Here is a 26789-nt window from a genome sequence, read left to right on the forward strand (position 1 = left end):
CAAATCTTATCTTTAAACAAAAAATTATGACGGACTGGTTTACATTCAATGGCAATGCTTTTTTAAGCATTATACTAACAGCTACAGGTATTTATATAGCGACTATAATTTGTACCCGTATTGCAGGGAAACGCAGCTTTTCTAAAATGTCAAGCTTCGATTTTTCCATGACGGTCGCTATTGGTAGTATTATTGCCACCACCATTGTTTCTAAATCTGTAAGCCTTCAGGATGGTGTTATTGGTTTAGTGATTACCTATAGTTTACAACTAGGTATGGCCTATTTGCGCAGATATCAAATCATTAGAAACACGGTCGATAATGCGCCATTACTTTTAATGGATGGCCAGGACATTTTATATCAAAATCTTAAAAAGGTAAGAGTCACCGAAGATGATTTACGTTCTAAATTAAGAGAGGCCAATGTTTTAAAATTGTCACAAGTTCGTGCTGTTGTTATGGAGGCTACGGGGGACATAGCTGTTTTGCACACGAAAGATGAAAACGTTAAAGTTGAAGATTTTCTTTTAAAGCATGTAAAACGTTAAACTTCAAAAATACCGGAGTTTGTAAAAGCATAATTTTTACAATGTTCGGACCACCTTTAGTATTCAAACCTGTAAACAAGCTAAACGCTGGTAATATTAATTGAAAATTGGTTACTTGATAACACGGTAACTTTATGCTCTGCTTGGCTTTACCTCTAATCACAACACCTGGATGTGTATGGCCGGAAATTATAAAATGCGCTTCCACAGGTTTGACTTTATCATGAATAAAACGAAAAGGAAGAATCTCTAAAGCTGGATTTGAAATTTTAATGTTAAGGGCTTCATAAATCGTATTTGACACTCTATCATGGTTCCCAATAACTAAATACAACTCCAAGCCTTCAAATTGTAGAAGCCACGTTTTAAAGGTTTGTATATCGCTATTAACTTCTGCGTGAAATAAATCACCAACAATAATAAGTTGTCGCGCGTTAAAATGAAGTATTAAGGCTTTTAGTCTTTCTAAATCCTTTTGAAGGACCTGATCGCTAATAGGAATGCCACTTTTTCTAAAGTGAGCCGATTTCCCAATATGTAAATCTGATAACACTAAAGCCTGTTGTGCCCTCCAAAACAAGGCACGTTGATTGGTAAGCGTTAGCATCTCTTCTTTAATAATAATGTCTTTTGTATGGAGTTTCAAAAATTAATCGAGCTTAAAAACCTGTTGCTGTATGCGTTGTATTCGTTTCCCTAAATCCTCATTACTCATGGTGCTTCGTAACCGATCTACTTTTATAGGAAAACTCAAAGGTGTAAAAGATTTTGCTCTTTTTAAAATGATTTTACTTTTTTCTATCCGTTCAAAAGCAGCTCGCAAGCGTACTTCTTCTAATTGCTGATTAAAAACTTCGGCATAAGCTTGCTTTAATAATAAATTATTGGGCTCGTAATCCTCAAGTACTCTAAAAATCAACCCCGAAGACGACTGTAAACTCTTATTGTTTTTTCGGGTACCAGGTTGTGATTGCACAACTAAACCTGCAATAACCGCTATGTCTCTAAATTTACGAGAGGCCATTTCACTGGCATTGATACTGGCAATGACATCCTCCATGAGATTTTCTTTTGATAAAATGGCTTCAATATTAGCGTCATGCAATGGGATGTCTTGATCACTCAATAATTCAAAACCATAATCATTCATCGCAATAGTAAAGGTTAGTGGTTTAATCTTACTTAACCGGTAAGCGATTAATGCCGCAATAACTTCGTGAACCAAGCGCCCTTCAAAAGGATACATGAATAAGTGAAACCCATCTTTTGTTTCAATAAGTTCCACCAAAAACTCATCTGCTTTTGGAATATGTGAATATTTGGCCTGTCGAACGATTAACGGATGTAAAAACCTTAGTTCCCGCTCTTTATTCCCGGGATGTAAAGCCTCAGACAATTTTAATCTTAAAAAATGACTTAAATATGAGGTTAAAGGTAAACGCCCGCCCATCCAACTTGGTGTCATAGCATTTTTGGCTTTGCTTCTCTTTACTAAAACAGACATGTCTTTAATTTGAATCATCTCTAGCCTTCTTCCGCCCAAAATAAAAGTACTTCCGGGTTTCAGTTTTGAAATAAAGTACTCCTCTATCATGCCAATATACCCCCCGTAAATAAACTTAACCAGTAGCATGGCATCACTAACAATCACACCAATATTCATGCGATGCAACATGGATATGCGTCTGCTCTTTACTTTATATTTTCCATCGTCCTCCAACACCACTTTATGAAATTCTTCGTAAGCCTTTAGTGTGGTTCCTCCTTGAGTAATAAATTGTAATGCCCATGAAAAATCCTCTCGGAGTGAGGTAATGAAACGCATGTACTTGTTTTAATAGCTTGTAAGTTTCCTCTGCTTTAAACCCTTCACCAACAGCTAATGTGACTAAAAACTGAACCGAGAATATCATACGTTAAAACCATGGGCTCACGGGCCTCTATTTGTTCTTGTTTTACCGCTTCTTTTAAAGCGGATGCTTCAATAAGTTGTAAGGAATTTGTTGGTACAAAATAGATTTTGGACACTTCATAAGGGGAATGACCACTTCTGCCTGCACGCTGCATAAAACGGGCAATTCCCTTTGGAGACCCTATTTGAATCACGCAATCCACAGGTTTGAAATCAACACCTAAATCGAGTGAAGACGTACAAACGACTGCTTTTAAGAGGCCTTCAGAAATACTGTCTTCAATCCAGTTACGCACGTTCTTATCTATGGAACCATGGTGAATGGCTATCTGTCCTGCCAAATCTGGATCTTGTTCCAATATAATTTGATACCACAATTCACTCCGGTTTCCGGTGTTTGTAAATATTAGGGTGGTGTTATTCTCATAAATAATAGGTATGATTTTAGAAGCCATTGTTTTTCCCAAATGTCCTGCCCATGGCAATACTTCAACGGCATCCGGCAGAAGTGACGTAATCATGATCTTCTTTTTCTCTTTCGCTGTGATCATCGTCGTTTTCATCCCGGAATAGGGAATTAAAACAGTCTTAGCTTCTTCTAGGTTGCCTATGGTCGCCGTAATTCCCCAAACACGTAATTTTGGAGATAACGATAAAACTCCGGCGGCAGCTAATTCAGTAAGCACACCTCTTTTACTTCCTAACAACTCGTGCCACTCGTCTACAGCAAAACATTTGACGTGTTTAAACCATTTTGAATTATTTTTCTGTGAAAATAATAGATGCATGGTTTCCGGAGTCGTTAATAACACATCTCGGCATTAAGCGTTCTTGACGCCGTCGGTCTTTTTGTGGCGTATCGCCATTTCTAGTTTCTACTGTCCAATCGAGACCTAGGTCATCTACAGCCTGAGACATGGCTTTTGCTAAATCTTTTGCGAGAGATCGCAGCGGACTCACCCATATTAATTTTAATCCTTTTTTATAAGATTCTCGTGTGTTGAGATAATCTATAACAACGGCTAAAAAAACGGAAAACGTCTTACCAAAACCAGTAGGTGCAACGACCATTCCGTAATAACCATTGCTGTATTTATGCCAGGTTTTCAATTGAAAGCTAAAAGGCGTTTGGTCTTTCTCTGCTAGCCAATTTTCAATGATTTTATAACCGTCACTCTCTTTGAATACACTCATTTAATTGGTTTCAATTAATGCGGTTACAGATTCTATAGTATCTATTTCATTTACGGGCTTGTCCTTACGCCAACGTTTGATTCTTGGAAAACGCAGGGCCACCCCGCATTTATGGCGTTTACTATAGGCGATACCTTCGAAAGCAATCTCGAAAACCAGTTCCGGTTTTACGGTACGCACGGGCCCGAATTTTTCAATAGCATTCTTATTCACCCAACGTGATATTTCTGTAATTTCAACATCTGTTAATCCGGAGTAGGCTTTGGCCACGGTTACTAAACCCTCATCCTTTTTTACAGCAAATGTATAGTCTGTGTATTTACTGCTTCGTCTTCCACTACCCTTTTGTGCATAGATCATTACGGCATCTATAGTGAGAGGCTCCACTTTCCATTTCCACCAATCGCCTTTTTTCTTCCTACGTGATACACGGATTTTTTTTGTTTCAACATGAGACCCTCACTATTAAAACTTCTCGCATGGTTTCTAAAGGTGTCTAACGCATTCCAATGTTTAAACTGAATCACTTCAGATAATTTCAAATTGTCCGGAATCGTAGGGTTTTCAAATAATTTTTCCAGTTGAAGTCTTCGACTTTGCATGGAATGCTGCCTTAAATCTTCACCATTCCATTCCATCACATCGTAAACATAAAAACCAATAGGCACTTCCTCCATTAATTTTTTAGAAACGTTTTTACGATTCAAACGTTTTTGTAAATCATTAAACAACAAGACCGCACTGTCCTTCACTGCGAGAATTTCTCCGTCAATAACAAAATCCCCCTTTAATATTGAAATTGATTCTATTAATTCAGGAAACTGTTCGGTCACTAGTTCTTCGCCGCGAGACCAGATGTAAATTTCATTATTGCGTTTAACTATTTGGCCACGAATACCATCCCATTTATATTCTACTTGCCAGTCTTCAGGTTTACCCAAATCAATTAACTCCTTTTCCAAGGCATAGGCCAAACAAAAGGGATAGGGTTTCGAATTATCGTAGTTAATGTGTGTTCCATTAATAAGTGCATCAAATGAAATAGAATTGACGTCCCAATGACCAATAATACTATGCATGAGTTGATTGGCATCAATACCGGACAGCTTTGCTAAGGCGTTAACCAAGGTTTTTTTAGACACACCAATTCTAAAACTTCCCCCAATTAATTTATTAAAAATAAGGCGTTCTTGCATGTGTAGACCGGACCAAGCATTTAACACGTAATCCTTTTTCTCTGCATCAGACTTTGGTTTTAAGGCCATCAGCTCCGTCATCCATTCGTGAAGCGATTTATCTAGGATTTTTATTGGGTCCGGAAGAATTAATGCAATGGTTTCCCCTAAATCACCAACCGTGCTATAGCTCTCGAGAAACAGCCATTCACGGTAACTTTGTAATCTCAAAAGCCCATTGTTTCATTAAACTTGTTTTTACGGGTCTTGGTGGGCGCTTACCAGTAAAGATGGCAATAAGCCACAAGCGGTCTTGCTCAGGAGCGTTTTTAAAATAATGAACCAAGGCCTCAATTTTCGCATTGGTTTTATTGGTTATTTCTAAAGCACTTATTAATTCTGAAAAGTTTTTCATAGTGCCACACTTTGCTTTTCTTTAGCCTCTTCTGCGCCCAATTGCTCGTCACCATACTCTGTAATGAGCTCTTCAGCAGGAATGCCTATTTCGTTCAAATATTTAGAAAAGGTTGCTTGCGAACCGTGAGTGACATAGACTTTTTCTGCTTCAGAGGCTTTCACCGCAGATAATAACCCATTCCAATCGGCATGATCACTTACTGCAAATCCAGCATCAACGGCTTTCCATCGTCTATTTCCACGAATTTGCATCCACCCCGAGCAAATGGCAACGGCTGCATTAGGAATTTGTTTTAGCATTTTAGAACCTAATAATGCAGGAGGCAAAATAACAATCTTATTCTCGGATGTCTTTTTTGTATAAATCTGAAGTGAGTAACGTTGTTTTCGGCAAATGAATACGAGAACTGGTAATCGCTTGATTTATATTATGGATAGCGCGATGCACATAAATGGTATCTAAACCATCGACTAAAGATATAATACGTTGCGATTTTCCCAATGAGTAACCAATAAAAACACTCGTTTTGTTATTCGTTTGATTTTGTAGTACCCAATGGTGAAGTTGCTCCTGGAGTTGTTGCTCTGTTTTCCAGTGGTAAATGGGAAGACCAAAAGTACTTTCGGTAATAAAAGTATGGCATTTAACCGGTTCAAAAGGCTCAGTAATAAAGTCTGCTTGTGTTTTATAGTCGCCTGTAAACACCACAACTTCTCCTTGGTATTCTAAACGTATTTGAGCGGAACCAATAATATGCCCTGCCGGATGAAAACTCACTTTAACCTGATTAATAGTACGTGTTTCATTATACCCCATACTCTCAATAAGTATGTCGCCTCCTATTCTATGCTGAAGGATGGCTTTAGAATGGTGATGACAAAAATATTTTTTATTTCCCCATCTGGCATGATCGGCATGGCCGTGTGATATGATGGCGTGATCCACAGGATACCAAGGGTCAAGATAGAACCGCCCTGGAATACAGTAAATCCCTTTTTTAGTGAATTTTATAAATTTCAATAGTTACATTTTAGAAGTATAATTTACAACTATTGAGCCTTTTTTATGTTGAGATTAACGATAATTTAACCGATTTTGAACCCGCTAATTACAGATGTACATTATTCTTCTTCGCTATTACTCGCTTTAGAGCGCGCAATAATAGCCTTCAATTTTTCTTTGCGGTCTATTTTTCCCTGACGAAGTTTATTCTTTTTTTTATCCATAAGCTTAGAATGCTTAGTCTTATTTTTCGTGTTTTTAGGACGTCCCGTTTTAGCCATGAAATAAAGTTATAAGTTTTAAATATCTATTAGAAACAAAAAATCCCTTTCAAATAAATGAAAGGGATTCTGTGAGCCCTGAAGGATTCGAACCTTCGACCGCCTCCTTAGAAGGGAGGTGCTCTATCCAGCTGAGCTAAGAGCCCTTAGCATTACAAGTTTAAAAGTGATTTTCAAACTAAAAAGTCGGGGTGGCAGGATTCGAACCTGCGACCTCCGCGTCCCAAACGCGGCGCGATAACCGGGCTACGCTACACCCCGATTCCCGGTTATCTAATATTGCGGAGAGACAGGGATTCGAACCCTGGGTAAGTGTTTCCACCTACGACGATTTAGCAAACCGCTCCTTTCGGCCACTCAGGCACCTCTCCAATTGTTTATGAACTCTGCTCTAATTGCGGATGCAAATGTAAGACAACATCTTATATAACGCAACAAATTTATTTATTTTTTTTTAATAATTATTCTGGATATTCTATTCTTAAATGATAAATATTTGCAAGCTTGCGCTTTAGCACTTTTTTTATGGCCTGAATTTCTTTAAAAGTTATATTGGCATTTAAAAATTGTCCATCTTCCATTTGTTTACTTAAGATACTTTCTACAAAATTATCAATTTTTGTCGATGTGGGCTCCTTTAAACTTTTTGAAGCGGCTTCAACACTATCACACATCATTAGTATTGCCGTTTCTTTACTAAAAGGCTTCGGCCCTGGGTATGAAAAATCGTCGATGTCTACATTTTCATTGACCTCTTGTGCTTTCTTATAAAAATAATAAACACTGCTTGTACCGTGGTGGGTTCTAATAAAATCAATCACACGATCTGGAAGATTGTTTTTCTTTGCTATTTCTATACCGTCAAGGACATGATCTATAATTATTTTAGCACTTTCTTTTGGTGATAATTCGTCATGCGGATTTAATCCTGAAGATTGATTTTCTGTGAAATAGGTAGGATTATTCATCTTACCAATATCATGATACAGTGCTCCCACCCGTATTAACATGGCATTGGCTCCAATTTCATTGGCTGATGCTTCTGCCAAATTCGCAACGTTTAAGGAATGGTGAAAAGTGCCTGGAGCTTCATTAGATAACCGTTTTAAAAGTTTTGTATTGGTGTCTGACAATTCTAAAAGCGATACATCTGAGACCAATCCGAAAAGGTTTTCATAAATATAAATAAGGGGTTGTACAAATAAAGTCGCTAGACCGCACAGAATAAACATTCCGAAAGTTTCCCATTTTAAGGTATCAACACTGCCCTCATGAATAACAAAAAACGCAAAATAGGCGATGATATAAACTAAGGTAATCTGTCCAACCGATATAAATAGGTTCGCGCGTTTATATAATTCTGAAACCGTTAAAATAGTGACTATTCCAGCTATAATTTGTAAGAACATATATTCATAACTATTAGGCACTATAGAACCCAATAACAAAACGGTAATAACATGTGTAAACAGCCCTAAACGCGCATCAAAAAAGGCTTTTAAAACCAAAGGCAAAATAGCGATAGGTACAATATAAATATATAAAGAATTATAATTAACCAATAGTGTTGTTAGCAACACCATTAATAAAATATTAAAGAATATAAAGGTGACTTTTGTATTGTTATTAAAGACTGTTAACCTATATTTTCTTAGAAATAATAGAAGCATTAGCAGGGCTAAAGCTACTAATAGTGTGTAGGAAAAAATGATTAAATTGTAATTTGATTCGTTCCAAACTTGCGATTTATATTCAGACTTTAACGAGGTTAAAATTAAAAATTTGTTGCCTTCAACGACCTCTCCTTTAGAAATAATTAAGGTCCCCTTTTCAATACTGCCTCTTGTATAAGATATTTTACCCATTGCTTCCTGTAGAGCCTTTTCAGTTAAATCCCTATTATAAGTCACGTTTGGTTTTATAATATTGAAAAACAAAGCCGTTAGCGGTTTTGAATAGACCTTTAAATTTGAATTTTCTAATTCCGAATCTATTTTTTTGCTAACTTCAGATAGGTTATAAAGACTTCCAAAATCTGTTTTTTTCTTTTCAACCCGGTTATCTAAAATGGTGATGTTGGCATTATCTTTAATAGTGGTAATATCGTTTAGTACGCCATAGTCATACAGGTCCTTAATAATATCTCTTCCTATCCTTTTTAATCGGGACCTGTTCTTTTTTATTGAGTCCGGAATGGCTTTATTAAAAGTGTTGTTAAATTCATTTAACACAAACGGCGCTACAGCGTTATCCAGTTCAAAATACCTGGTGCTATTCTTTTCAATATTATTTTTTTCTTGCGTTAACTCCTCTTCTGTTTTTTGAATCGCAAAATCGAAAGGGGCATAGAGTGTTTCAGACTGCCAAGGTTTTCCTTTTTCAAAATTATATTTAAATTTTCCGCTTTTAGGAAATAGGTAAACAATTAAAAAAGTAGTAGAAATAAAAAGAAGTGCTTTATATATTAGTGAGTGATTTTTATAGAATTTATTGATTAAGTCCTTCATTATGAATTGAAAATTAATTTCTAATTTCAAATGTAACAAATATTGTTTTCTATTCTCTGTTATATTCAATTTATGCCTCCCATTTTTAGGAAAAATTCATTAATTTCGCAACGAATTATATTTATACTCTCATCATGAATAAAGAAGTTGTTATTGTTTCTGCCGCACGTACTCCAATTGGAAGTTTTCTAGGTGCTTTATCTACTATTCCTGCGCCAAAACTGGGCGCCATTGCGATTAAAGGCGCATTAGACAAAATAAATCTAAATCCGAATTGGTTCAAGAAGTATTAATGGGTAATGTTGTACAAGCTGGCACGGGACAAGCACCAGCGAGACAAGCTGCTATTTTCGCGGGTATTCCGGACACCGTACCTTGTACGACTATCAATAAAGTTTGTGCTTACGGAATGAAAACCGTTATGCAAGCGGCTCAAGCTATTGCTCTAGGTGATGCCGATATTATTGTTGCTGGAGGGATGGAAAACATGAGTTTGATTCCGCATTATCATTATGCAAGAACGGCCACAAAATTTGGACCAACGACACTTGTAGACGGGATGCAAAAAGATGGACTCGTTGATGTTTATGATCAAAATGCGATGGGGGTTTGTGCGGATGCTTGTGCTACCGAATACAGTTTTTCACGTGAAGATCAAGATGCGTATGCGATACAATCTTATAAGCGCTCGGCTGATGCTTGGGAGAATGGACGATTTAACAATGAAGTTGTACCCGTAGCAGTACCGCAACGTCGCGGAGAACCCATCATTGTAACAAAAGATGAAGAATATAGCAACGTGAGAATGGACAAAATTCCAACCTTACGTCCTGCTTTCAGTAAAGACGGTACGGTTACCGCTGCTAACGCGTCTACTATAAACGATGGTGCTGGCGCCATGGTTTTAATGAGTAGAGAAAAAGCAGATGAATTAGGTTTAAAGCCTTTGGCTACTATTAAAGGTTATGCCGATGCTGCACACGAACCAAAATGGTTTACAACCGCTCCAGCTAAAGCATTACCAAAAGCACTTAAGCGTGCTGGTATCGATATAACAGATGTTGATTTCTTTGAGTTTAATGAAGCTTTTGCTGTAGTAGGCTTAGCAAACATGAAAATCTTAGGCCTAGAAGATAGTAATGTTAATGTTAATGGTGGCGCGGTATCATTAGGACATCCACTAGGTTGTTCGGGGGTTAGAATTCTTATTACGTTACTTAATGTATTAGAACAAAATAATGCTAAAATTGGAGCTGCAGCCATTTGTAATGGTGGTGGTGGCGCCTCAGCAATGGTTATAGAACGTAATTAAATTTGGTAGATTAATGCAATACGGCATTTGCAACTTAAGCATTGTTCCTTTAAGACTTGAAGCAGCAGACACTAGCGAAATGGTTTCGCAAGTGTTGTATGGTGATGTTTTTAAAATCATAGAAGAACGAAAATTTTGGTGTAAAATCCGTTTAGCATTTGACCAATATGAAGGTTGGATTGACAAAAAGCAATATATAGAACTATCGGAAGAAGCTTATGGTATCATCATCCAAGAGAAACCAAATTTATCTACAGATCTAATTGAGTTTATTGAAGATGACCATAAACAATTATATTCCATTCCTTTAGGGTCCACATTAAACGGATTAAAATTTTTAAATCATCATTTTGATGGCCATGCTTCTAACATAATACAAAGAAAAGAAGCGCTTATAAACACAGCTTTTTCCTATTTAAACACACCCTACCTATGGGGAGGTAAAACGCCGTTTGGTATTGATTGTTCGGGTTTACCCGAGATGGTTTACAAACTTAACGGCTACAAATTATTACGAGATGCTTCGCAACAGGCCACTCAAGGTGAGGCTTTAAGCTTTATAGAAGAAAGTGACCCTGGGGATTTAGCCTTTTTTGATAATGCTGAGGGGCATATTGTACACGTAGGTATCATTATGAAAGACAACTACATCATTCATGCTCATGGCAAAGTTCGTATTGATCGATTAGATCATTCCGGTATTTATAATGTAGATAAACACATACACACTCATAAACTTCGTGTCATTAAAAAAATCATATAAAAAAACCGCTTTTCAAAAAAGCGGTTTTTTTTATATCGTTGAACGTGTTACTAAAGGTTAAAATTCACTTTAATTTCTTTAGCTTTTGCCGCTTCTCCTACTGCCGAATAAATATTCATAAGTGTTCTAGCAACGTCTGCATCTGCATTACCACTGTTCACTACTTTTTCTAAATAAGGAATCGCTTCTTTATAGACAATTTTACGTTTGGCAATTAATTCATCATAACGTTGGTTATCTGCACTAGAATTACCCAATCCATTCATTTCTTCTACAATAGCTTTATCTTCATCCAATATTAAAACAGCTAGATTGGTTAATGCATTCACATTGTTTGAATCCAATGATACCACTTTCAAGTAGTACTTTTTCGCCTCTTCTTTCTTTCCTGCTTTTGAAGATAGAACCCCTAGATTAAATAATAAATCTTTATTTTCCGGGTCCCTAGCGGTAGCTTCTTTAATTAAACGCTCATACTCTTGAGTATCACCTAACTTGTAATAGATGTTAGCTTCTGTAATGACTAAATCAGAGTTTAATGGATCTGTAGCTCTCGCCTCTTTAATGGCAGTCAATGCTTCATCCATTTTATCTTGCTGAAGATAAATAAAAGCGATGTTTTTTGTGATTTCGGGAGCTTTAGATTTTGTATCTCTTTCGCCAGGAGCAATATGAGATTTAATTGTTTTTACATACAAATCTCTTGTTGCCTTATCAAAAACCTCTTCTTCACCAGTCTCTTTGTTTATGGCAAAATACTCCGTTTTAACTCCAGTATATCCTAATTCTTTAAGCTTTAAATAATGTTTTAAAGCGGCATCGAAATCTTGTCCACTTACTGCACTTACTGCTGCATAATATAAATACTCGGCATCAGCAGGAACAACTTCGTGCAAATTAGCGAAAGCCATTTCTGCTTCTTTAAAATTTTTATTTGTAAATAAAGTGTTTGCTTTTTGAAGTAAGTCATTTTCCATTAATTTTCTCAAATCTGCAACTTCATCAGCATAGGAATTTCCGAGATATATTTTCAAGACTTTCTACAGCCATCATTACCTCTTCGCCGGAACCAGCACCATTGGCAAAGAATGCTTTTCCTTTATTAAGATAAAATTTCGCTTTGCTTTTATCGTCCATAGATGAAAGTAATGGCTCTAATTCTAAAACTGCAGCTTTAGCTTCTGCATAATTATTATTTTTTACTGCTTTCTCTAGCTCTCTTAATTCTTTCTTTTGTGCAAAAGAAAAAAAGGTTATCATTAATGCTAATGAGAGAATTAATTGTTTTTTCATGTTAAATTATAATTTTTATTTAAAGATTTTTTTATTCTTCTTCGTTAGAAGCAAGAGTCGTGCCATTGTCTATTTCATCCGGATTTTCAACGCCTTCAATACCTTCTTCAATAACTTCTTCGTCCTCATGCATCACTTTTGCAACTGCGGCAATAGAATCTTTGCCTTTTAAATTAATCAGTTTAACGCCTTGTGTCGCACGACCCATCACTCGTAAATTGGCTACCGCCATTCTAATGGCTATCCCCGATTTATTGATAATCATTAAGTCATCCTCATCGGTTACACTCTTAATAGATACTAAGTTACCAGTTTTTTCTGTAATAGAAATCGTTTTTACACCTTTTCCGCCGCGATTAGTAATTCTATAGTCTTCTAGACTAGATCGTTTACCATACCCATTCTCTGATACGACAAGGATGCCACTTTCCATATCGTCTACAGCAATCATTCCAATAACCTCATCTGTGTCTTCATTTTGTAAACGAATACCTCTTACACCGAAGCACTACGCCCCATTGGTCGTGTTTTGGCTTCTTCAAAACGAATGGCTTTACCCGATTTTAAGGCTAACATAACTTGGCTTTCGCCTGTAGTTAATTTTGCTTCTAATAAAACATCATCCTCTTTAATCGTAATGGCGTTAATACCATTGGTTCTTGGACGTGAATATTGCTCTAAAGAGGTCTTTTTAACTTGACCTTTTTTAGTCGCCATAATAACGTAATGACTATTAATGTAGTCTTCATCTTTAAGATCTTGAGTACAAATAAACGCCATCACTTTGTCATCTTGCTCAATATTAATAAGGTTTTGAATGGCTCTTCCTTTTGAAGTTTTACTTCCTTCAGGAATTTCATACACACGCATCCGGAAACATTTTCCTTTTTGAGTAAAGAATAGCATGTATTGGTGGTTAGTACCCACAAATAAATGTTCCAAGAAATCCTCATTACGCGTGGTTGATGCTTTCTGTCCAACACCTCCTCTATTTTGGGTTTTGTATTCATTTAAAGACGTACGTTTAATATAACCCGCATGAGAAATAGTAATGACTACTTGTTCATTTGGAATCATATCTTCGATACTTAAATCTCGCCCTGCATATTCAATAACTGAACGACGCTCATCACCATATTTATCGCGAACAACCACTAATTCTTCCTTAATGATAGCCATACGACGCTCTTTTTTGTCGAGGATATCCTTTAATTCAATTATCGTTTTCATTATTTCATCGTACTCTCCTCTTAGCTTGTCTTGCTCTAGTCCTGTTAATTGACGTAGACGCATTTCAACAATTGCTTTGGCTTGAATTTCAGAAAGTTTAAAACGTTCTATTAAGTTCGTCCTAGCTTCATCTGCATTCGAAGAGGCTCTTATTATTTTAATAACTTCATCTATATTGTCTGAAGCAATAATTAAACCCTCTAAGATATGCGCGCGTTCTTCTGCTTTGCGTAGTTCGTATGTTGTTCTTCTTACTACAACATCATGCCTGTGCTCAACAAAATAATGAATGAGCTCTTTTAAATTTAATAGTTGTGGACGCCCATTAACCAATGCAATATTGTTAACACTGAACGACGATTGTAATGCGGTATATTTATATAGTTTATTAAGAACGATATTTGGAATGGCATCACGCTTTAACACGTAAACAATTCGCATTCCATTTCTATCAGATTCATCACGAATAGTAGCAATACCTTCGATTTTCTTTTCATTAACCAAATCTGCAGTCTTCTTAATCATGTCTGCTTTGTTGACCTGATATGGAATCTCATTTACGATAATACATTCGCGACCATGAACCTCCTCCAATACTGTTTTCCCCCGCATTACTATACGTCCTCGACCTGTATGAAATGCTTCTTTAACACCATCATAACCATAAATAGTTCCTCCTGTTGGAAAATCCGGCGCTTTAATGTGTTGCATTAATTCATCAATCTCAATGTCATTATTCTCAATATAGGCAATGGTTCCATCGACAACTTCTGTTAAGTTATGTGGTGGCATATTTGTTGCCATACCTACCGCAATACCGTAAGCTCCATTAACTAAAAGGCCCGGAATACGTGTTGGTAAAACGGTTGGTTCCTCTAATGTATCATCAAAATTTAATTTGTGATCTACTGTTTCTTTGTCAATATCAGCAAGCATATCCTCAGATATTTTTCGCATTCTTGCTTCAGTATAACGCATGGCTGCAGGGCTATCGCCATCTACAGATCCAAAGTTACCTTGACCATCAACTAACATATAACGCAAACTCCATTCCTGAGCCATACGCACCATTGCATCATAAACCGAAGTATCACCGTGTGGGTGATACTTACCTAAAACCTCACCCACAATTCTTGCAGATTTTTTATGTGCACTATTTGCTCTAACACCCAGTTCGTGCATACCATATAGTACACGTCTATGAACTGGCTTTAATCCATCTCTTACGTCTGGTAAAGCACGTGACACAATGACTGACATTGAATAATCAATGTAAGCCGATTTCATTTCATCTTCAATATTGATTGGAATCAGTTTTTCTCCTTCTGCCATATAAAATATTATTTAGTTTTTATAAGTATTTCAAAACGTGCTAATATAAATATTTCATTAGTGATAGTAGGCCTTGAAGCTTTCTTTTTTAAAGGTATTTATTAACAATTACGCCTGTTCTCTCTTAATAAGTATCTTGTTAATTGTTTTGATTTTATAAAGTTTTTTTTGTCTATTAGCTACAGACATAATATTTAAGGAATAGTTTTTGCGATTGATATTATGATTTAGTAAATTTAATGCAGAAAGGAAACAATTTATGGATGATAATTTTTCACCAAGAGTAAAAGATGTTATAGCATATAGCAAAGAGGAAGCACTTCGGTTAGGTCATGATTTTATAGGGACAGAACATTTAATGCTTGGTTTATTGAGAGATGGTAATGGGAAAGCCATTAATATATTACACGCCCTAGATATTGATTTAAATCATTTAAGGCGTAAAGTGGAAATTTTAAGTCCCGCTAACCCCAATGTAACCATCACCTCAAACGAAAAAAAGAACTTACACTTAACAAGACAAGCAGAACGCGCTTTAAAAACTACGTTTTTAGAAGCTAAATTGTTTCAGAGCACGTCCATCAATACAGCTCACTTGTTATTATGTATTTTAAGAAATGAAAACGATCCGACTACAAAGCTTTTAAATAAGTTAAAAGTGGATTATGATAACGTAAAAGAACAATTCAAGTCTATGATTACAAACGACGATAATTACATAGAGCCTAAAGCGGAGTCATTTCAAGATGATGATTCTCAAGCTAATGAAGGCAACGAGTCTAAAGACATTTTCAATACACCTACCGGAAAAGGTAATAAGAAGTCTAAAACACCTGTTTTAGATAACTTTGGGCGTGATTTAACAGCAATGGCAGAAGAAGGAAAACTAGACCCTGTCGTTGGACGTGATAAAGAAATTGAACGTGTGTCTCAGATTCTGTCACGCAGAAAGAAAAACAACCCCTTACTTATTGGTGAACCAGGAGTTGGTAAATCGGCCATAGCAGAAGGCTTAGCGAACCGTATTGTTAAACGTAAGGTATCACGTATTTTATTTAACAAACGTGTCGTGACTTTAGACTTAGCAAGCCTTGTTGCTGGAACCAAATACCGTGGCCAGTTTGAAGAGCGTATGAAAGCCGTAATGAACGAACTAGAAAAAAACGATGATGTGATTCTTTTTATTGACGAAATTCATACCATTGTAGGCGCTGGAGGTGCTACGGGAAGTTTGGATGCCTCAAACATGTTTAAGCCGGCATTAGCGCGCGGTGAAATACAATGTGTAGGAGCCACAACACTGGATGAATACAGACAATACATTGAGAAAGATGGCGCTCTAGAACGTCGTTTTCAAAAAGTGATAGTAGAACCCACTACAGTAGATGAAACTATAGAAATTCTAAACAATATAAAAAGTAAATACGAGGAACATCATAATGTATCTTATACAGACGAAGCCATTGTAGCTTGTGTGAAGTTAACCAATCGATACATGACTGAGCGTTTTCTTCCGGACAAAGCCATTGATGCTTTAGACGAAGCTGGATCCCGCGTTCACATAACTAACATCAATGTTCCAAAACAAATCATTGAGTTAGAAAAGAAACTTGAAGAGGTTAGAGTGACTAAAAACTCTGTGGTTAAAAAACAGAAATACGAAGAAGCTGCCCGTTTAAGAGATGATGAAAAACGGTTAGAAAAAGAGTTAGCCATCGCACAAGAAAAATGGGAAGAAGACACCAAATTACATAAAGTCACCGTAACGGAAGACAACGTAGCAGATGTTGTTTCTATGATGACCGGGGTACCTGTGAATCGTATTGCGCAGACCGAAAGCAACAAACTAGCTAAACTTCCTGAGCTTATTAAAGGAAAAGTTATCGGTCAAGATGAAGCGGTTGCTAAAGTAGTGAAAGCCATTCAACGTAATCGTGCTGGACTTAAAGATCCTAATAAGCCTATTGGGTCGTTTATCTTTTTAGGTCAAACAGGTGTTGGTAAAACACAGTTAGCCAAAGTGTTGTCTCGAGAGTTGTTTGATAGTGAAGACTCTCTCATTCGTATAGACATGAGTGAATACATGGAGAAATTTGCTATTTCTCGTTTGGTTGGTGCGCCTCCAGGATATGTGGGGTATGAAGAGGGTGGACAATTAACAGAGAAAGTAAGACGTAAACCTTATGCTGTTATTCTATTAGATGAAATTGAGAAAGCCCATCCCGATGTCTTTAATATGCTTTTACAAGTTTTAGATGATGGGTATTTAACCGATTCTTTAGGTAGAAAAATTGATTTCAGAAACACGATTGTGATTATGACTTCAAATATTGGAGCACGTAAATTAAAGGATTTTGGTACGGGTATCGGTTTTGGTACGGCCTCTCAAAAATCTCAGGAAGATGCGAATGCCCGTGCAGTGATTCAAAATGCTTTGAAAAAATCTTTTGCGCCTGAATTTTTAAACAGAATTGACGATGTTGTGGTTTTCAATTCCTTAGAAAAGGAGGATATCAATAAGATTATAGACATTGAATTAGACAAATTATTAGATCGTATCACAGGTTTAGGGTATACACTTAAATTAACGAAAGCAGCTAAAGATTATATTGCAGAAAAAGGGTTTGATAAGCAATATGGTGCACGACCTTTAAAACGAGCGATTCAAAAATATGTTGAAGATGCGTTAGCAGAAGAAATTATCACCGCTCAAGTTACTGATGGGGACGTGATAAAAATGGACTTGGATAAGAAAAATGATGAAATAAAAATCACTATTGAAAAAGCTGAGAAACCAGCTGAATCATAAAATAAATAATAATACCTATAAATTAAAAAGCTTCGATATGTTTTCATATGGAAGCTTTTTTTATGCACCAAACTAAAATTACAAACCAATCTAGTATCCCCAAAATAAAGTAAAAGGTAGCTATTAGCAGAGCTGTAATTGTATGAACTGATCACTTTTGTAACGCACAAAATATATTGAAAGGAGACCTTTTATAGATGTTATTTACTACGGTCTAAAACTAGTCCGTGAGTTATGTATATCCCTTTTTAAGTACTAATTTTGAATTCCCAAATCACTTTTAAATGACTATAGAATTAGAGTTTTGTAAAATTAGACTTTTTGAAGATTATGTCATCTGCAACGTTAATGAAGGTGTTACCTTATGTCCTGAAAAGAGCCATGTCATTACAGTTTTCTTATTAAATCATTTCCAAAAAAAACCGTTTGTATACATTACAGAACGGATTCATTCTTATTCTGTAGATCCCTCTATTTATAGTCGCTCTTCCCAAGTAGAAAGCCTTAAAGGTTTTGCGGTTGTTGCATTTAATTATTTTGCCGCTAGTAGTGCGAATTACGAAAAAAACTTCTTGCAAAAACCCTTTGAAGTCTTTAATGAGACCTCTGCCGCAGAACATTGGGCTAAAAATTTACTAAACGCCGTTTAATCAAACAACTCGTTCACATCAATATTAAGCTGCTGAATGAATTGTATAGACGCTTCTATGCTATCATGCAGCACTTCATCTTCTTCTATAAAAGGCACCTCCACTCTATAGGCTTGCAGAAACTGCTCAATAAATGCGGACGATGTTAAAGGCATTCTAAAGGCTAAAGCTTGGGATGCGTTAAGTAATTCGATAGCCAAAATACGTTCCACATTATTAATCAACGTATAGGCTTGAGTTGCGGCATTGGCACCCATACTAACATGGTCTTCTTGGCCGTTACTAGACACAATACTATCAACACTTGCTGGAGTCGCTAATTGTTTATTGGCACTCACAATACTAGCCGCGGTATACTGCGGAATCATAAGTCCGGAGTTCAATCCTGGATTATTAACCGAGAAAAGCTGGCAAGCCTCTTAGTCCGAGAAACTAGTTGGAATACACGACGCTCAGAAATATTTCCCAATTCGGCCATAGCAATTTTTAAATAATCTAATGCTAATGCTAAAGGCTGACCGTGAAAGTTTCCACCAGAGATAATTTCGTCGTCTTTTGAAAAAATATTAGGATTATCGGTCACGGAATTAATTTCTGTTTTAAACGTCTTTAGCACGAAATTCAAGGTATCCTTTGTTGCACCATGCACTTGCGGAATACAACGAAATGAGTAGGGGTCTTGAACGTGTTGTTTTTCTTGATTGATTAGCACGCTTCCTTCTAGAAACTCACGCACCCGTGCAGCTGTTTTTATTTGCCCATTGTGTGGTCTAACCAAATGTACTAATTCATTAAAAGGGGCTAATCCGCCATCAAAAGCGTCTAAAGAAACACTTCCAATCAAATCAGCTAAATACGAGAGTTTAAAAGATTTTAAAAGTAAGTGAATACCATAAGCACTCATGAACTGGGTGCCATTCAGCAAGGCTAATCCTTCTTTAGATTGCAGTTGAATAGGTTGCCAGTTGAATTTTTTGAGCACCACTTCCGAAGGCAACACAGCGCCTTTGTAATTAACTTTGCCTTTACCAATTAATGGCAGTGACAAATGCGCCAAAGGAGCTAAATCGCCGGAGGCTCCCAGCGAACCCTGTGTGTAAATTACTGGTAAAATATCATGATTATAAAAATCGATTAAGCGTTCAACCGTTGCTAACTGACTTCCGGAATGGCCGTAATTAAGTGATTGTATTTTTAAAAGCAACATGAGTTTTACAACCTCTTGTGGCACTTGTTCTCCTGTACCGCAAGCGTGAGACATGACTAAGTTTTCCTGAAGCTTTGTTAGATTTTCATTAGAAATCTTTACATTATATAAAGAACCAAAACCGGTATTGATACCATAAATGGGTTTGGTTTCAACTTTTAGTTTTTCATTTAAAAACGTGCGACAATTAATAATACGTTGCTTTGCGTCTTCAGATAATTGTATCTGTTTTTGCTCATTAATAATAGCATGAACAGTCGTTAATTCTAAAACTTCAGAAGAGATATAATGTGTAGTATTCATAAATTTATTTGTACAGGCTCAAAAGTCATCATTCGTATACTGATATGCAAGAAATGTTAATAATTTATGAAAATCATAATAAAGATAATTATAATCAATTATTTTTGATCGAACTAAAACTTTCAATTAATGAAAAAACTATTAATATGCCTTTCTGCTTTAGCAATAGTAGGTTGTAAAGAAGCACCTAAAGATTATGTTACTTTTTCGGTAAGATTACAGATAAAAACAGTGATTCTGTGGTATTAAGAACACAAACCTATTCAAAAACCATAAAGGTAAACGACGATGGCACTTTTAGAGATACTTTAAAAGTAGACGCAGGACTCTATAATTTTTACGATGGTGGAGAAAGTACAAACCTCTATTTAAAGAACGGTTATGATTTAAATGTTACAATAGACACGAAACGGTTTGACGAAAGTATTACCTATGAAGGTGTGGGCGCTGAAACTAATAATTATTTAGCACAAAAAGCTTTAATGGAAGAAACGCTTTATCCTCCTGGACTTTGGGATTTTGAAGAAGCCGATTTTAAATCTACAACAGCAGAAATTCATGCCAAGTTGACTGCCTTTTTAGATAAAAACAAAAATATAGATTCTACCTTACTTTCTCAAGAGAAGAAGGGCTTAGAGGCGTTTAAGGATGGCATCTTTAATGCATATAAGCAAAATATGGCATCTGCTCAGGCTAGAGCTTCTAAATTTGCAGATTATATTGGGAAACCTGCTCCTGCTTTTGAGAACTATGAAAACGCAAAAGGAGGTACCACTTCTTTATCCGATTTAAAAGGCAAATATGTCTACGTCGACGTATGGGCAACTTGGTGTGGTCCTTGCATTAAAGAAATACCAGCTTTGAAAGAAATAGAAAAAGAATTTCATGATAAAAATATAGCATTTTTAAGTTTGTCTGTTGATGATGGCAGAGGTTATAAAAATCGTGATGCTGCTGCTGCAAGAGCAGGTTGGAAAACCATGATTAAAGAAAAAGACTTGGGAGGTATTCAAGTATTATCAGATAAAGGGTGGCAATCAGATTTTGTTCAAGGCTTTGAAATAAAAGGGATTCCTCGTTTTATTTTAATTGATCCCGCAGGAAACATTGTTAATGCCGATGCACCAAGACCTTCGAGTCCTAAATTAAGAGAAGTACTTAATAGTTTAGAAAATATTTGAACTTATAACTACTCTAATTAAAAAAAGGCGACCATTTTAAAATGGTCGCCTTTTTTATGGTTATTTCTTTTTCTTCCTGTTCGTTTTTGATTTTTTATTGGTATCCTCATCAACGTCTTCTAACTGAGGTGGCTCTGGTTGTTTAAATAAATCGATGTAGGCCTCACCTATACCCTCGATAACATGACTCGCTATTAAACTTTGATACCCAAGATTTTCTATTAACAAATCTGCAGAGCGCCCATGTAAGTAAACGGAGAAAATAGCAGAAGCTAATGCTTCATAACCCTGCGACACTAAACCAGTAATCATTCCTGTTAACACATCTCCGCTGCCTGCTGTTGCTAAGCCTGGATTCCCTGTGGTATTGATATATAATTTGTCCTTAAAAACCGTAATGGTATTTGCGCCTTTAATAACCACAATCACATGGTGTTTTTTTGAAAAGGCTTTGACTTTCTTTAGTTTATCAAAATCGTCTTTCCACTTCCCTACTAAGCCTTCCAACTCCTTAGGGTGTGGTGTTAAAATGGTTTGCTTAGGTAATGTTTTTAAAAGCGCTTTCTTTTTAGATAAAATATTTAATCCATCGGCGTCAACGACTAAAGGTGTTTTATTGGTTTTTAAAAACGCTTCAAAAGCAGCAATTGTTTTAACATCTGTCCCTACGCCTACCCCAAAACCAATAACGGTTGGCGCGATATCAAAATTAATTTTTGTAATCTTTTCTTCCTCCGGATCTGTAATAACCATGGCTTCGGTAAAGAGGTCTGCAACACCGTGTAGCCACATTTTGGTATATAGGCCGTCACTTTTCCAGCGCCAACAGATAATGCTGCCCGACTGGCTAAAGTAACCGCTCCTATTTTTCCATAGCTACCACCAATGATTAAACTATGACCATAGGTGCCTTTATGAGAATACTTTTCACGTGGTTTGTAAATGGGCAAAACCTCATTCTTTCCAATCAATTCTGCGGCTGTTTCGGTGGTAAGCAAATATTCGGGATCAATTCCAATGTCCAGCACTTCCCACTGTGTCGTATATTTTGCAGTTTCCGGTAAAAAGAAAACTAATTTTGGGGTTTGAAAACTCAAGGTATACCCTGCAGTTACAATCGCCTCCTTATCCTCCTGGCACAGTATCTGTATGTAAGCCGGAAGGAATATCTATGGATACTGTAAAGGCTCGAGTCGCTCTAAAATGGGTAAACAGCGCCTTTACCCAAGGGGCAACCGGTCTATTAATACCGATGCCAAAAATAGCATCTATAATAATATCCTTATCATCGATGACTATGGTTTCAAAATCTTCTTCGCAACTTAATAATATTGGCCAATCCTTCGTGACGTTTTTAATACGATCGTAATTAATTAAAAAATCTTTTGAGCGCTTGGTACTACAGTTGACAACGTAAGTTTTTACGTTATAACCATGTGAAATTAAATGTCCGGCCACTACTAATCCATCCCCTCCGTTGTTACCAATACCACAAAACACATGAATAGGCACTTGCGCCCCTTGCATGCGTATGTGCAACCAATTAAAAATTTGTGTTCCCGCACGCTCCATTAAATCGGTTGAGGAAATGTTTTGTTTTTCGGCTGTCCGTTTGTCTCCAGCGTATATTTGTTCTTTAGAGAATATTTTCATTTTATAATTTAATAATCCGTAATTCTAACCCCCTATTTATTTCGATAGTGAAATACATTCCGTTTTAATTCAGAATCTTATAAAAATGGAAGTTTTGTTTTGTTATTAGCGCAAAAGTAATACATTTACTATGTAATACATTCAAAAATGAACAACAACGCTCAAATAGCACCCTTAAATACGACTTCAGTTATTGACGTACGTATTACTATTTTTGCAGGCATTACTATGATTACGATGACCCTTTTGGGTTATTAATGATATTCACTTCCGCACCTATTTTAGCTTCTATGCTAATTTTTCAAAATTAATTTCGATTAAAACAGAATACCCATGCAAGTATTAAAATTTGGAGGAACCTCTGTAGGTTCTTCAAAAAACATCAATAAAGTTATCGCTATTTTAGAAGCGAATGCCAAACAAAGCAAGGTTATATGTGTTGTCTCTGCGGTAGGTGGAATTACCGATAAGCTATTAAAAGCGGGACATTTAGCCAAGGATAACAAAAAAGACTATAAAAAGGAGTATAAAGCCATTAAGAACAAACATTTAGCCATGCTTTCTGAATTAATTCCTACCAACGAGACCAAAGTTGCAGATGCTCTAGAAGAAAAGTTAAAACAACTAAAAAATCTTTTAGATGGTATTTTTTTAATCAATGAATTATCACATCAAACATCAGATCGTCTGTTAAGTTTTGGTGAACTATTATCTTCATTTATTATTGCTGAAACCCTTAAAAGTAGAGCCATAAGTGCCGTATTAAAAAATGCGCAAGAGCTAATTGTAACCAATTCAAATTTCACAAAAGCTGAAGTGAAGTTTGAGCCTACCAATTTAAATATTCGGAACTATTTTAATACGTCTAATAAAAGTATCACCATCGTACCTGGGTTTATTTCAAAATCTGTAAACCATGAGATTACGACGTTAGGGCGTGGCGGATCAGATTACACTGCTGCCATTATTGCTGCCGCCTTACACGTAGAGCGACTAGAAATATGGACCGATGTTAGTGGCATGTATACCACCAATCCTAAATTAGTGAAACAAGCCTACCCTATTAAACACATTAGCTATCAGGAAGCCATGGAATTATCACATTTTGGCGCTAAAGTACTTTATCCGCCAACGGTGCAACCTGTATTAGATTTAAAAATACCAATCCATATTAAAAATACTATGGACCCCAAAGCTCTTGGAACTATTATTTCAGAGAATAGTCATGGAAAATCTTCCACCGCCACTGGCATTACCAATATAAACAACATCGCCTTATTAACCCTTCAAGGTAATGGTATGGTAGGCGTGCCTGGTTTTTCTAAACGTTTGTTTGAAACCTTGGCTCAAGAGAAAATTAATATCATCTTAATTACACAAGCCTCCTCTGAGCACTCCATTTGTTTTGGTATTGAAGTACAAGAAGCCAATCTTGCAGAATTTGCCATTAATGAAGTTTTTGAATATGAAATAGCCACAAAGAAAATTGACCCGATTCTTGTTGAAAAAGAGTTAGCAATCATCGCTTTAATAGGTGATAAAATGAAAAGCCACCAAGGCATTAGTGGTAAAATGTTTAGTACTTTAGGGAAAAACAATATTAATATACGGGCGATTGCACAAGGGGCTTCAGAAAGAAATATCTCTGCGGTCATTGCTGAAAAAGATGTAAAGAAAGCGCTGAATACCCTACATGAAAGCTTTTTTGAAAGTGACACCAAACAACTTAATGTCTTCATCACTGGTGTAGGAAATGTGGGCGAACGCCTAGTAGAACAGATAAAACAACAGCAACAGTATTTAAAAAAGCATCTAAAAATTAATTTACGGGTTGCAGGGCTCTCCAATTCTCGAACGATGGTTTTTAATGCAGACGGTATTGATTTGAACGCCTGGAAAGCGGAGTTAAAAGAAGGAGAAGTGGCTACCCTAGAAGGCTTTTTTAAAAATGCAAAAGTTTTAAACCTCCGTAACAGTGTTTTTGTAGATGTGACTGCTAATGAAGCGGTTTCAAAGTTATATGCCAAATATCTAAAAGAGAGTATCGCCGTAGTTGCCTGTAATAAAATTGCCTGTTCAAGTACTTATGAAAACTATGTAAAACTAAAAGCATTGTCACTAGAATACAATGCACCGTTTTTATTTGAAACCAATGTGGGGGCAGGTCTACCTATTATCGACACCTTAAGTAATTTAATGGCTTCCGGAGATAAAATCACCTCCATTCAAGCGGTTTTGTCTCGGGAGTTTAAACTTTGTTTTTAACAATTTTAATGCTTCCACGCCCTTTCATGATGTGGTTAAGCAAGCACAAACGGAAGGGTATACCGAGCCTGATCCAAGAATAGACTTAAGTGGTGTTGATGTCGCTCGAAAAATTTTAATTTTAGCCGGAGAGAGCGGCACCGCAATGAATTTGGAAGACATAACCAACGCTTCTTTTTTAACAAAGGCAAACTTAGAAAGTGACTCAGTCGCTGATTTTTATAGTACTTTAGTTCAAGAAGAAACTCATTTTCAAAAGCTATATGCTGCAGCAAAAGCAAAAAACTGTCAGCTAAAATATGTTGCAGAATTTAATAAGGGGAAAGCCAAGGTTGGGTTGAAGGAAATTCCACAAGGGCATCCGTTTTATAATTTGGAAGGAAAAGATAATATCGTGATGTTTTATACGCAACGCTATCCCGAGCAACCCATGATTATTAAAGGTGCTGGTGCTGGAGCAGATGTCACGGCCTCCGGGTTGTTTGCCGATATTATTCGCGTTGGAAATAATTAAAACACGTAAGGAATAGAGGAAACAGGATAAAGACACTCCAGTTGCGGTCTAATTTTCTTTCCTCTGTTCCATATTGAATATAAAATATGAATGAAATAAAAATATTTTCACCTGCCACCGTGGCTAATGTATCCTGTGGATTTGATGTTCTTGGCTTTTGTTTAGATACCATTGGAGATGAAATGGTAGTAAGGAAAACTAAAGACAAAGGGATTCGCATTACAAAAATTGAAGGTTACGATTTACCATTTGAAGCTCATAAAAATGTTGCGGGTGTTTCAGCTTTAGCTTTAATGGAAGTAGCCCAACCTCATTGCGGATTCGAAATCGAAATTTATAAAAAGATAAAACCCGGCAGTGGGATTGGCAGCAGTTCTGCTAGTGCAGCGGGCAGTGTGTGGGCGATTAACCAATTATTAGGCAGCCCTTTTAACAAAACACAAATCACCAATTTCGCGATGAAAGGAGAAGCCCTCGCTAGTGGCTGCGAACATGCAGATAATATTGCACCTGCCATATTTGGAGGCTTTACATTAGTGAAATCATGCACGCCATTACAGGTATTAGCAATCCCTTCTCCTTCAAAATTATATGCCACCATCATTCACCCTGAAATAGAAATAAAAACGGCAGAAGCAAGAGCTATTTTACCAAAACAAATAGCACTTAAGAAAGCGATTACCCAATGGGCAAACTTAGGGAGTTTAGTACATGCGATGCATACGAGTGACTATGAATTAATTAGTGATTCGTTAAACGATATTATTGTTGAACCCTTTAGAAGCCAATTGATTCCATATTTTGATGTCGTGAAAACAGAAAGCATAAAAGCAGGTGCTTTAGGTGCTGGCATCTCCGGTTCCGGGCCCTCCATTTTTGCTTTATCAAAAGGGAAAGCAGCTGCAGAAGCAGTCGCCCATGCTATGAAAAAAGTATACTCTAAAACAGATATTAATTTTGATATTCATCTGTCAAAGATTAATATGGAAGGTATTCGAGTAATTAAAAGTAACTAATTAAAAAGAGTGAGCTCACTCCTTTTGAACAAAATGAGGCATCTATTTAAAAGCTGCTTCGACAAGCTCAGCATGACAACGAGAAATATAAAATAATAATGACAAGCTAATAATCAAGATATCATTACAATGTGCTTTTTTTTAACGACTTGGCTATCTTAGCAATAGCCAAAAAAATTTGTCATGCAGATTTGAAAGAAGTATAGGTATAAGCTAAATTAATA

General features: G+C 36.4%; 17 protein-coding genes, 3 tRNA genes and 6 pseudogenes. 8 read left to right on the top strand and 18 right to left on the bottom strand.

Going from position 1 to position 26789, the window contains the following annotated elements:
• Nucleotides 1-26 precede the first annotated feature (26 nt).
• Nucleotides 27-548: a DUF421 domain-containing protein gene (locus tag N7U66_RS03975; RefSeq protein ID WP_267677414.1), complete on the top strand. Its 522-nt coding sequence runs from the start codon at nt 27-29 to the stop codon at nt 546-548.
• Here N7U66_RS03975 and pdeM read toward each other — a convergent pair.
• From pdeM to N7U66_RS04025, 13 genes and pseudogenes are all read right to left on the bottom strand, one after another.
• Nucleotides 508-1194, bottom strand: coding sequence for a ligase-associated DNA damage response endonuclease PdeM (gene pdeM / locus N7U66_RS03980; protein ID WP_267677415.1), 687 nt, complete (start codon nt 1192-1194; stop codon nt 508-510). The two genes, N7U66_RS03975 and pdeM, sit on opposite strands and share 41 nt — an antisense overlap.
• A 3-nt stretch (nt 1195-1197) precedes the next feature.
• Nucleotides 1198-2364, bottom strand: a complete 1167-nt coding sequence (locus N7U66_RS21375; RefSeq protein WP_313791556.1) for a DEAD/DEAH box helicase family protein — start codon at nt 2362-2364, stop codon at nt 1198-1200.
• Nucleotides 2276-2461, bottom strand: coding sequence for a hypothetical protein (locus N7U66_RS21380; RefSeq protein ID WP_313791410.1), 186 nt, complete (start codon nt 2459-2461; stop codon nt 2276-2278). The genes N7U66_RS21375 and N7U66_RS21380 overlap by 89 nt, the downstream gene beginning before the upstream one ends.
• The gene (locus N7U66_RS21385) at nt 2418-3248 is read right to left on the bottom strand and encodes a helicase-related protein (RefSeq protein ID WP_313791411.1); all 831 of its coding nucleotides are present in this window, start codon (nt 3246-3248) and stop codon (nt 2418-2420) included. Before N7U66_RS21385 ends, N7U66_RS21380 begins: the two co-directional genes overlap by 44 nt.
• Nucleotides 3220-3654 (bottom strand): DEAD/DEAH box helicase, encoded by a 435-nt coding sequence (locus N7U66_RS21390; protein WP_313791412.1) that lies wholly within the window; start codon nt 3652-3654, stop codon nt 3220-3222. Before N7U66_RS21390 ends, N7U66_RS21385 begins: the two co-directional genes overlap by 29 nt.
• Nucleotides 3655-5244: pseudogene (locus tag N7U66_RS03990) on the bottom strand (ATP-dependent DNA ligase).
• Nucleotides 5241-5573, bottom strand: a complete 333-nt coding sequence (locus N7U66_RS03995; RefSeq protein ID WP_267677416.1) for a hypothetical protein — start codon at nt 5571-5573, stop codon at nt 5241-5243. Before N7U66_RS03995 ends, N7U66_RS03990 begins: the two are co-directional and overlap by 4 nt.
• A gap of 10 nt (nt 5574-5583) precedes the next feature.
• Nucleotides 5584-6267, bottom strand: a complete 684-nt coding sequence (locus N7U66_RS04000) for a hypothetical protein (protein WP_267677417.1) — start codon at nt 6265-6267, stop codon at nt 5584-5586.
• A 101-nt stretch (nt 6268-6368) separates the two neighbouring features.
• The gene (locus N7U66_RS04005; protein ID WP_267677418.1) at nt 6369-6530 is read right to left on the bottom strand and encodes a hypothetical protein; all 162 of its coding nucleotides are present in this window, start codon (nt 6528-6530) and stop codon (nt 6369-6371) included.
• Nucleotides 6531-6602: 72 nt separating this feature from the next.
• Nucleotides 6603-6676: transfer RNA gene (locus N7U66_RS04010), tRNA-Arg, on the bottom strand.
• Between the two features lie 40 nt (nt 6677-6716).
• Nucleotides 6717-6791 (bottom strand) — tRNA-Pro (locus N7U66_RS04015).
• Between the two features lie 21 nt (nt 6792-6812).
• A tRNA-Ser gene (locus N7U66_RS04020) sits at nt 6813-6901 on the bottom strand.
• A gap of 90 nt (nt 6902-6991) precedes the next feature.
• The gene (locus tag N7U66_RS04025; protein ID WP_267678605.1) at nt 6992-9037 is read right to left on the bottom strand and encodes an HD family phosphohydrolase; all 2046 of its coding nucleotides are present in this window, start codon (nt 9035-9037) and stop codon (nt 6992-6994) included.
• Nucleotides 9038-9171: 134 nt separating this feature from the next.
• Here N7U66_RS04025 and N7U66_RS04030 point away from each other — a divergent pair.
• Nucleotides 9172-10349, top strand: a pseudogene (locus N7U66_RS04030) (acetyl-CoA C-acyltransferase).
• Nucleotides 10350-10362: 13 nt separating this feature from the next.
• Nucleotides 10363-11112, top strand: a complete 750-nt coding sequence (locus tag N7U66_RS04035; RefSeq protein WP_267677419.1) for a C40 family peptidase — start codon at nt 10363-10365, stop codon at nt 11110-11112.
• Between the two features lie 50 nt (nt 11113-11162).
• Here the strand turns inward: N7U66_RS04035 and N7U66_RS04040 are convergent, their stop codons facing one another.
• The 3 genes and pseudogenes from N7U66_RS04040 to gyrA form a co-directional block, all read right to left on the bottom strand.
• A complete protein-coding gene (locus tag N7U66_RS04040) occupies nt 11163-12146 on the bottom strand; it encodes a tetratricopeptide repeat protein (protein WP_267677420.1) in 984 nt (327 codons plus the stop codon).
• Nucleotides 12115-12405, bottom strand: a complete 291-nt coding sequence (locus N7U66_RS04045) for a hypothetical protein (protein ID WP_267677421.1) — start codon at nt 12403-12405, stop codon at nt 12115-12117. The genes N7U66_RS04040 and N7U66_RS04045 overlap by 32 nt, the downstream gene beginning before the upstream one ends.
• A gap of 31 nt (nt 12406-12436) precedes the next feature.
• A pseudogene (gene gyrA, locus N7U66_RS04050) lies at nt 12437-14967 on the bottom strand (DNA gyrase subunit A).
• 259 nt (nt 14968-15226) lie between these two features.
• Here gyrA and N7U66_RS04055 point away from each other — a divergent pair.
• Complete coding sequence (locus N7U66_RS04055; protein WP_267677422.1) at nt 15227-17776, top strand: ATP-dependent Clp protease ATP-binding subunit; 2550 nt, start codon at nt 15227-15229, stop codon at nt 17774-17776.
• A gap of 284 nt (nt 17777-18060) precedes the next feature.
• Nucleotides 18061-18426 (top strand): hypothetical protein, encoded by a 366-nt coding sequence (locus tag N7U66_RS04060; RefSeq protein ID WP_267677423.1) that lies wholly within the window; start codon nt 18061-18063, stop codon nt 18424-18426.
• On the opposite strand, the pseudogene hutH reads toward N7U66_RS04060, so the two are convergent.
• Nucleotides 18423-19936 (bottom strand): annotated as a pseudogene (gene hutH, locus N7U66_RS04065) (histidine ammonia-lyase). The gene N7U66_RS04060 and the pseudogene hutH sit on opposite strands and share 4 nt — an antisense overlap.
• Nucleotides 19937-20175: 239 nt before the next feature.
• Here hutH and N7U66_RS04070 point away from each other — a divergent pair.
• Nucleotides 20176-21117 carry a TlpA family protein disulfide reductase gene (locus tag N7U66_RS04070; RefSeq protein ID WP_267677424.1) on the top strand — a complete coding sequence of 314 codons (942 nt, stop codon included), beginning with the start codon at nt 20176-20178 and terminating at the stop codon, nt 21115-21117.
• A gap of 60 nt (nt 21118-21177) precedes the next feature.
• Here N7U66_RS04070 and N7U66_RS04075 read toward each other — a convergent pair.
• Nucleotides 21178-22770 (bottom strand): annotated as a pseudogene (locus tag N7U66_RS04075) (NAD(P)H-hydrate dehydratase).
• Between the two features lie 333 nt (nt 22771-23103).
• Between N7U66_RS04075 and thrA the strand changes: the two are divergent.
• Together thrA and N7U66_RS04085 are read left to right on the top strand one after the other, a co-directional pair.
• A pseudogene (gene thrA / locus N7U66_RS04080) lies at nt 23104-25549 on the top strand (bifunctional aspartate kinase/homoserine dehydrogenase I).
• A gap of 86 nt (nt 25550-25635) precedes the next feature.
• Nucleotides 25636-26565: a homoserine kinase gene (locus N7U66_RS04085; RefSeq protein ID WP_267677425.1), complete on the top strand. Its 930-nt coding sequence runs from the start codon at nt 25636-25638 to the stop codon at nt 26563-26565.
• Nucleotides 26566-26789 lie beyond the last annotated feature (224 nt).

Origin of the sequence: Lacinutrix neustonica, from assembly GCF_026625145.1 — a bacterium.
GTDB lineage: Bacteria > Bacteroidota > Bacteroidia > Flavobacteriales > Flavobacteriaceae > Lacinutrix > Lacinutrix neustonica.

What these genes read in the sequence shown, in the direction of transcription:
- N7U66_RS03975 (WP_267677414.1), top strand. Translation starts at nt 27, where the DNA reads ATGACGGACTGGTTTACATTCAATGGCAATGCTTTTTTAAGCATTATA.
- N7U66_RS21380 (WP_313791410.1), bottom strand. Translation starts at nt 2,461, where the DNA reads ATGATATTCTCGGTTCAGTTTTTAGTCACATTAGCTGTTGGTGAAGGG.
- N7U66_RS21385 (WP_313791411.1), bottom strand. Translation starts at nt 3,248, where the DNA reads ATGCATCTATTATTTTCACAGAAAAATAATTCAAAATGGTTTAAACAC.
- N7U66_RS21390 (WP_313791412.1), bottom strand. Translation starts at nt 3,654, where the DNA reads ATGAGTGTATTCAAAGAGAGTGACGGTTATAAAATCATTGAAAATTGG.
- N7U66_RS04005 (WP_267677418.1), bottom strand. Translation starts at nt 6,530, where the DNA reads ATGGCTAAAACGGGACGTCCTAAAAACACGAAAAATAAGACTAAGCAT.
- N7U66_RS04025 (WP_267678605.1), bottom strand. Translation starts at nt 9,037, where the DNA reads ATGAAGGACTTAATCAATAAATTCTATAAAAATCACTCACTAATATAT.
- N7U66_RS04035 (WP_267677419.1), top strand. Translation starts at nt 10,363, where the DNA reads ATGCAATACGGCATTTGCAACTTAAGCATTGTTCCTTTAAGACTTGAA.
- N7U66_RS04045 (WP_267677421.1), bottom strand. Translation starts at nt 12,405, where the DNA reads ATGAAAAAACAATTAATTCTCTCATTAGCATTAATGATAACCTTTTTT.
- N7U66_RS04055 (WP_267677422.1), top strand. Translation starts at nt 15,227, where the DNA reads ATGGATGATAATTTTTCACCAAGAGTAAAAGATGTTATAGCATATAGC.
- N7U66_RS04060 (WP_267677423.1), top strand. Translation starts at nt 18,061, where the DNA reads ATGACTATAGAATTAGAGTTTTGTAAAATTAGACTTTTTGAAGATTAT.
- N7U66_RS04085 (WP_267677425.1), top strand. Translation starts at nt 25,636, where the DNA reads ATGAATGAAATAAAAATATTTTCACCTGCCACCGTGGCTAATGTATCC.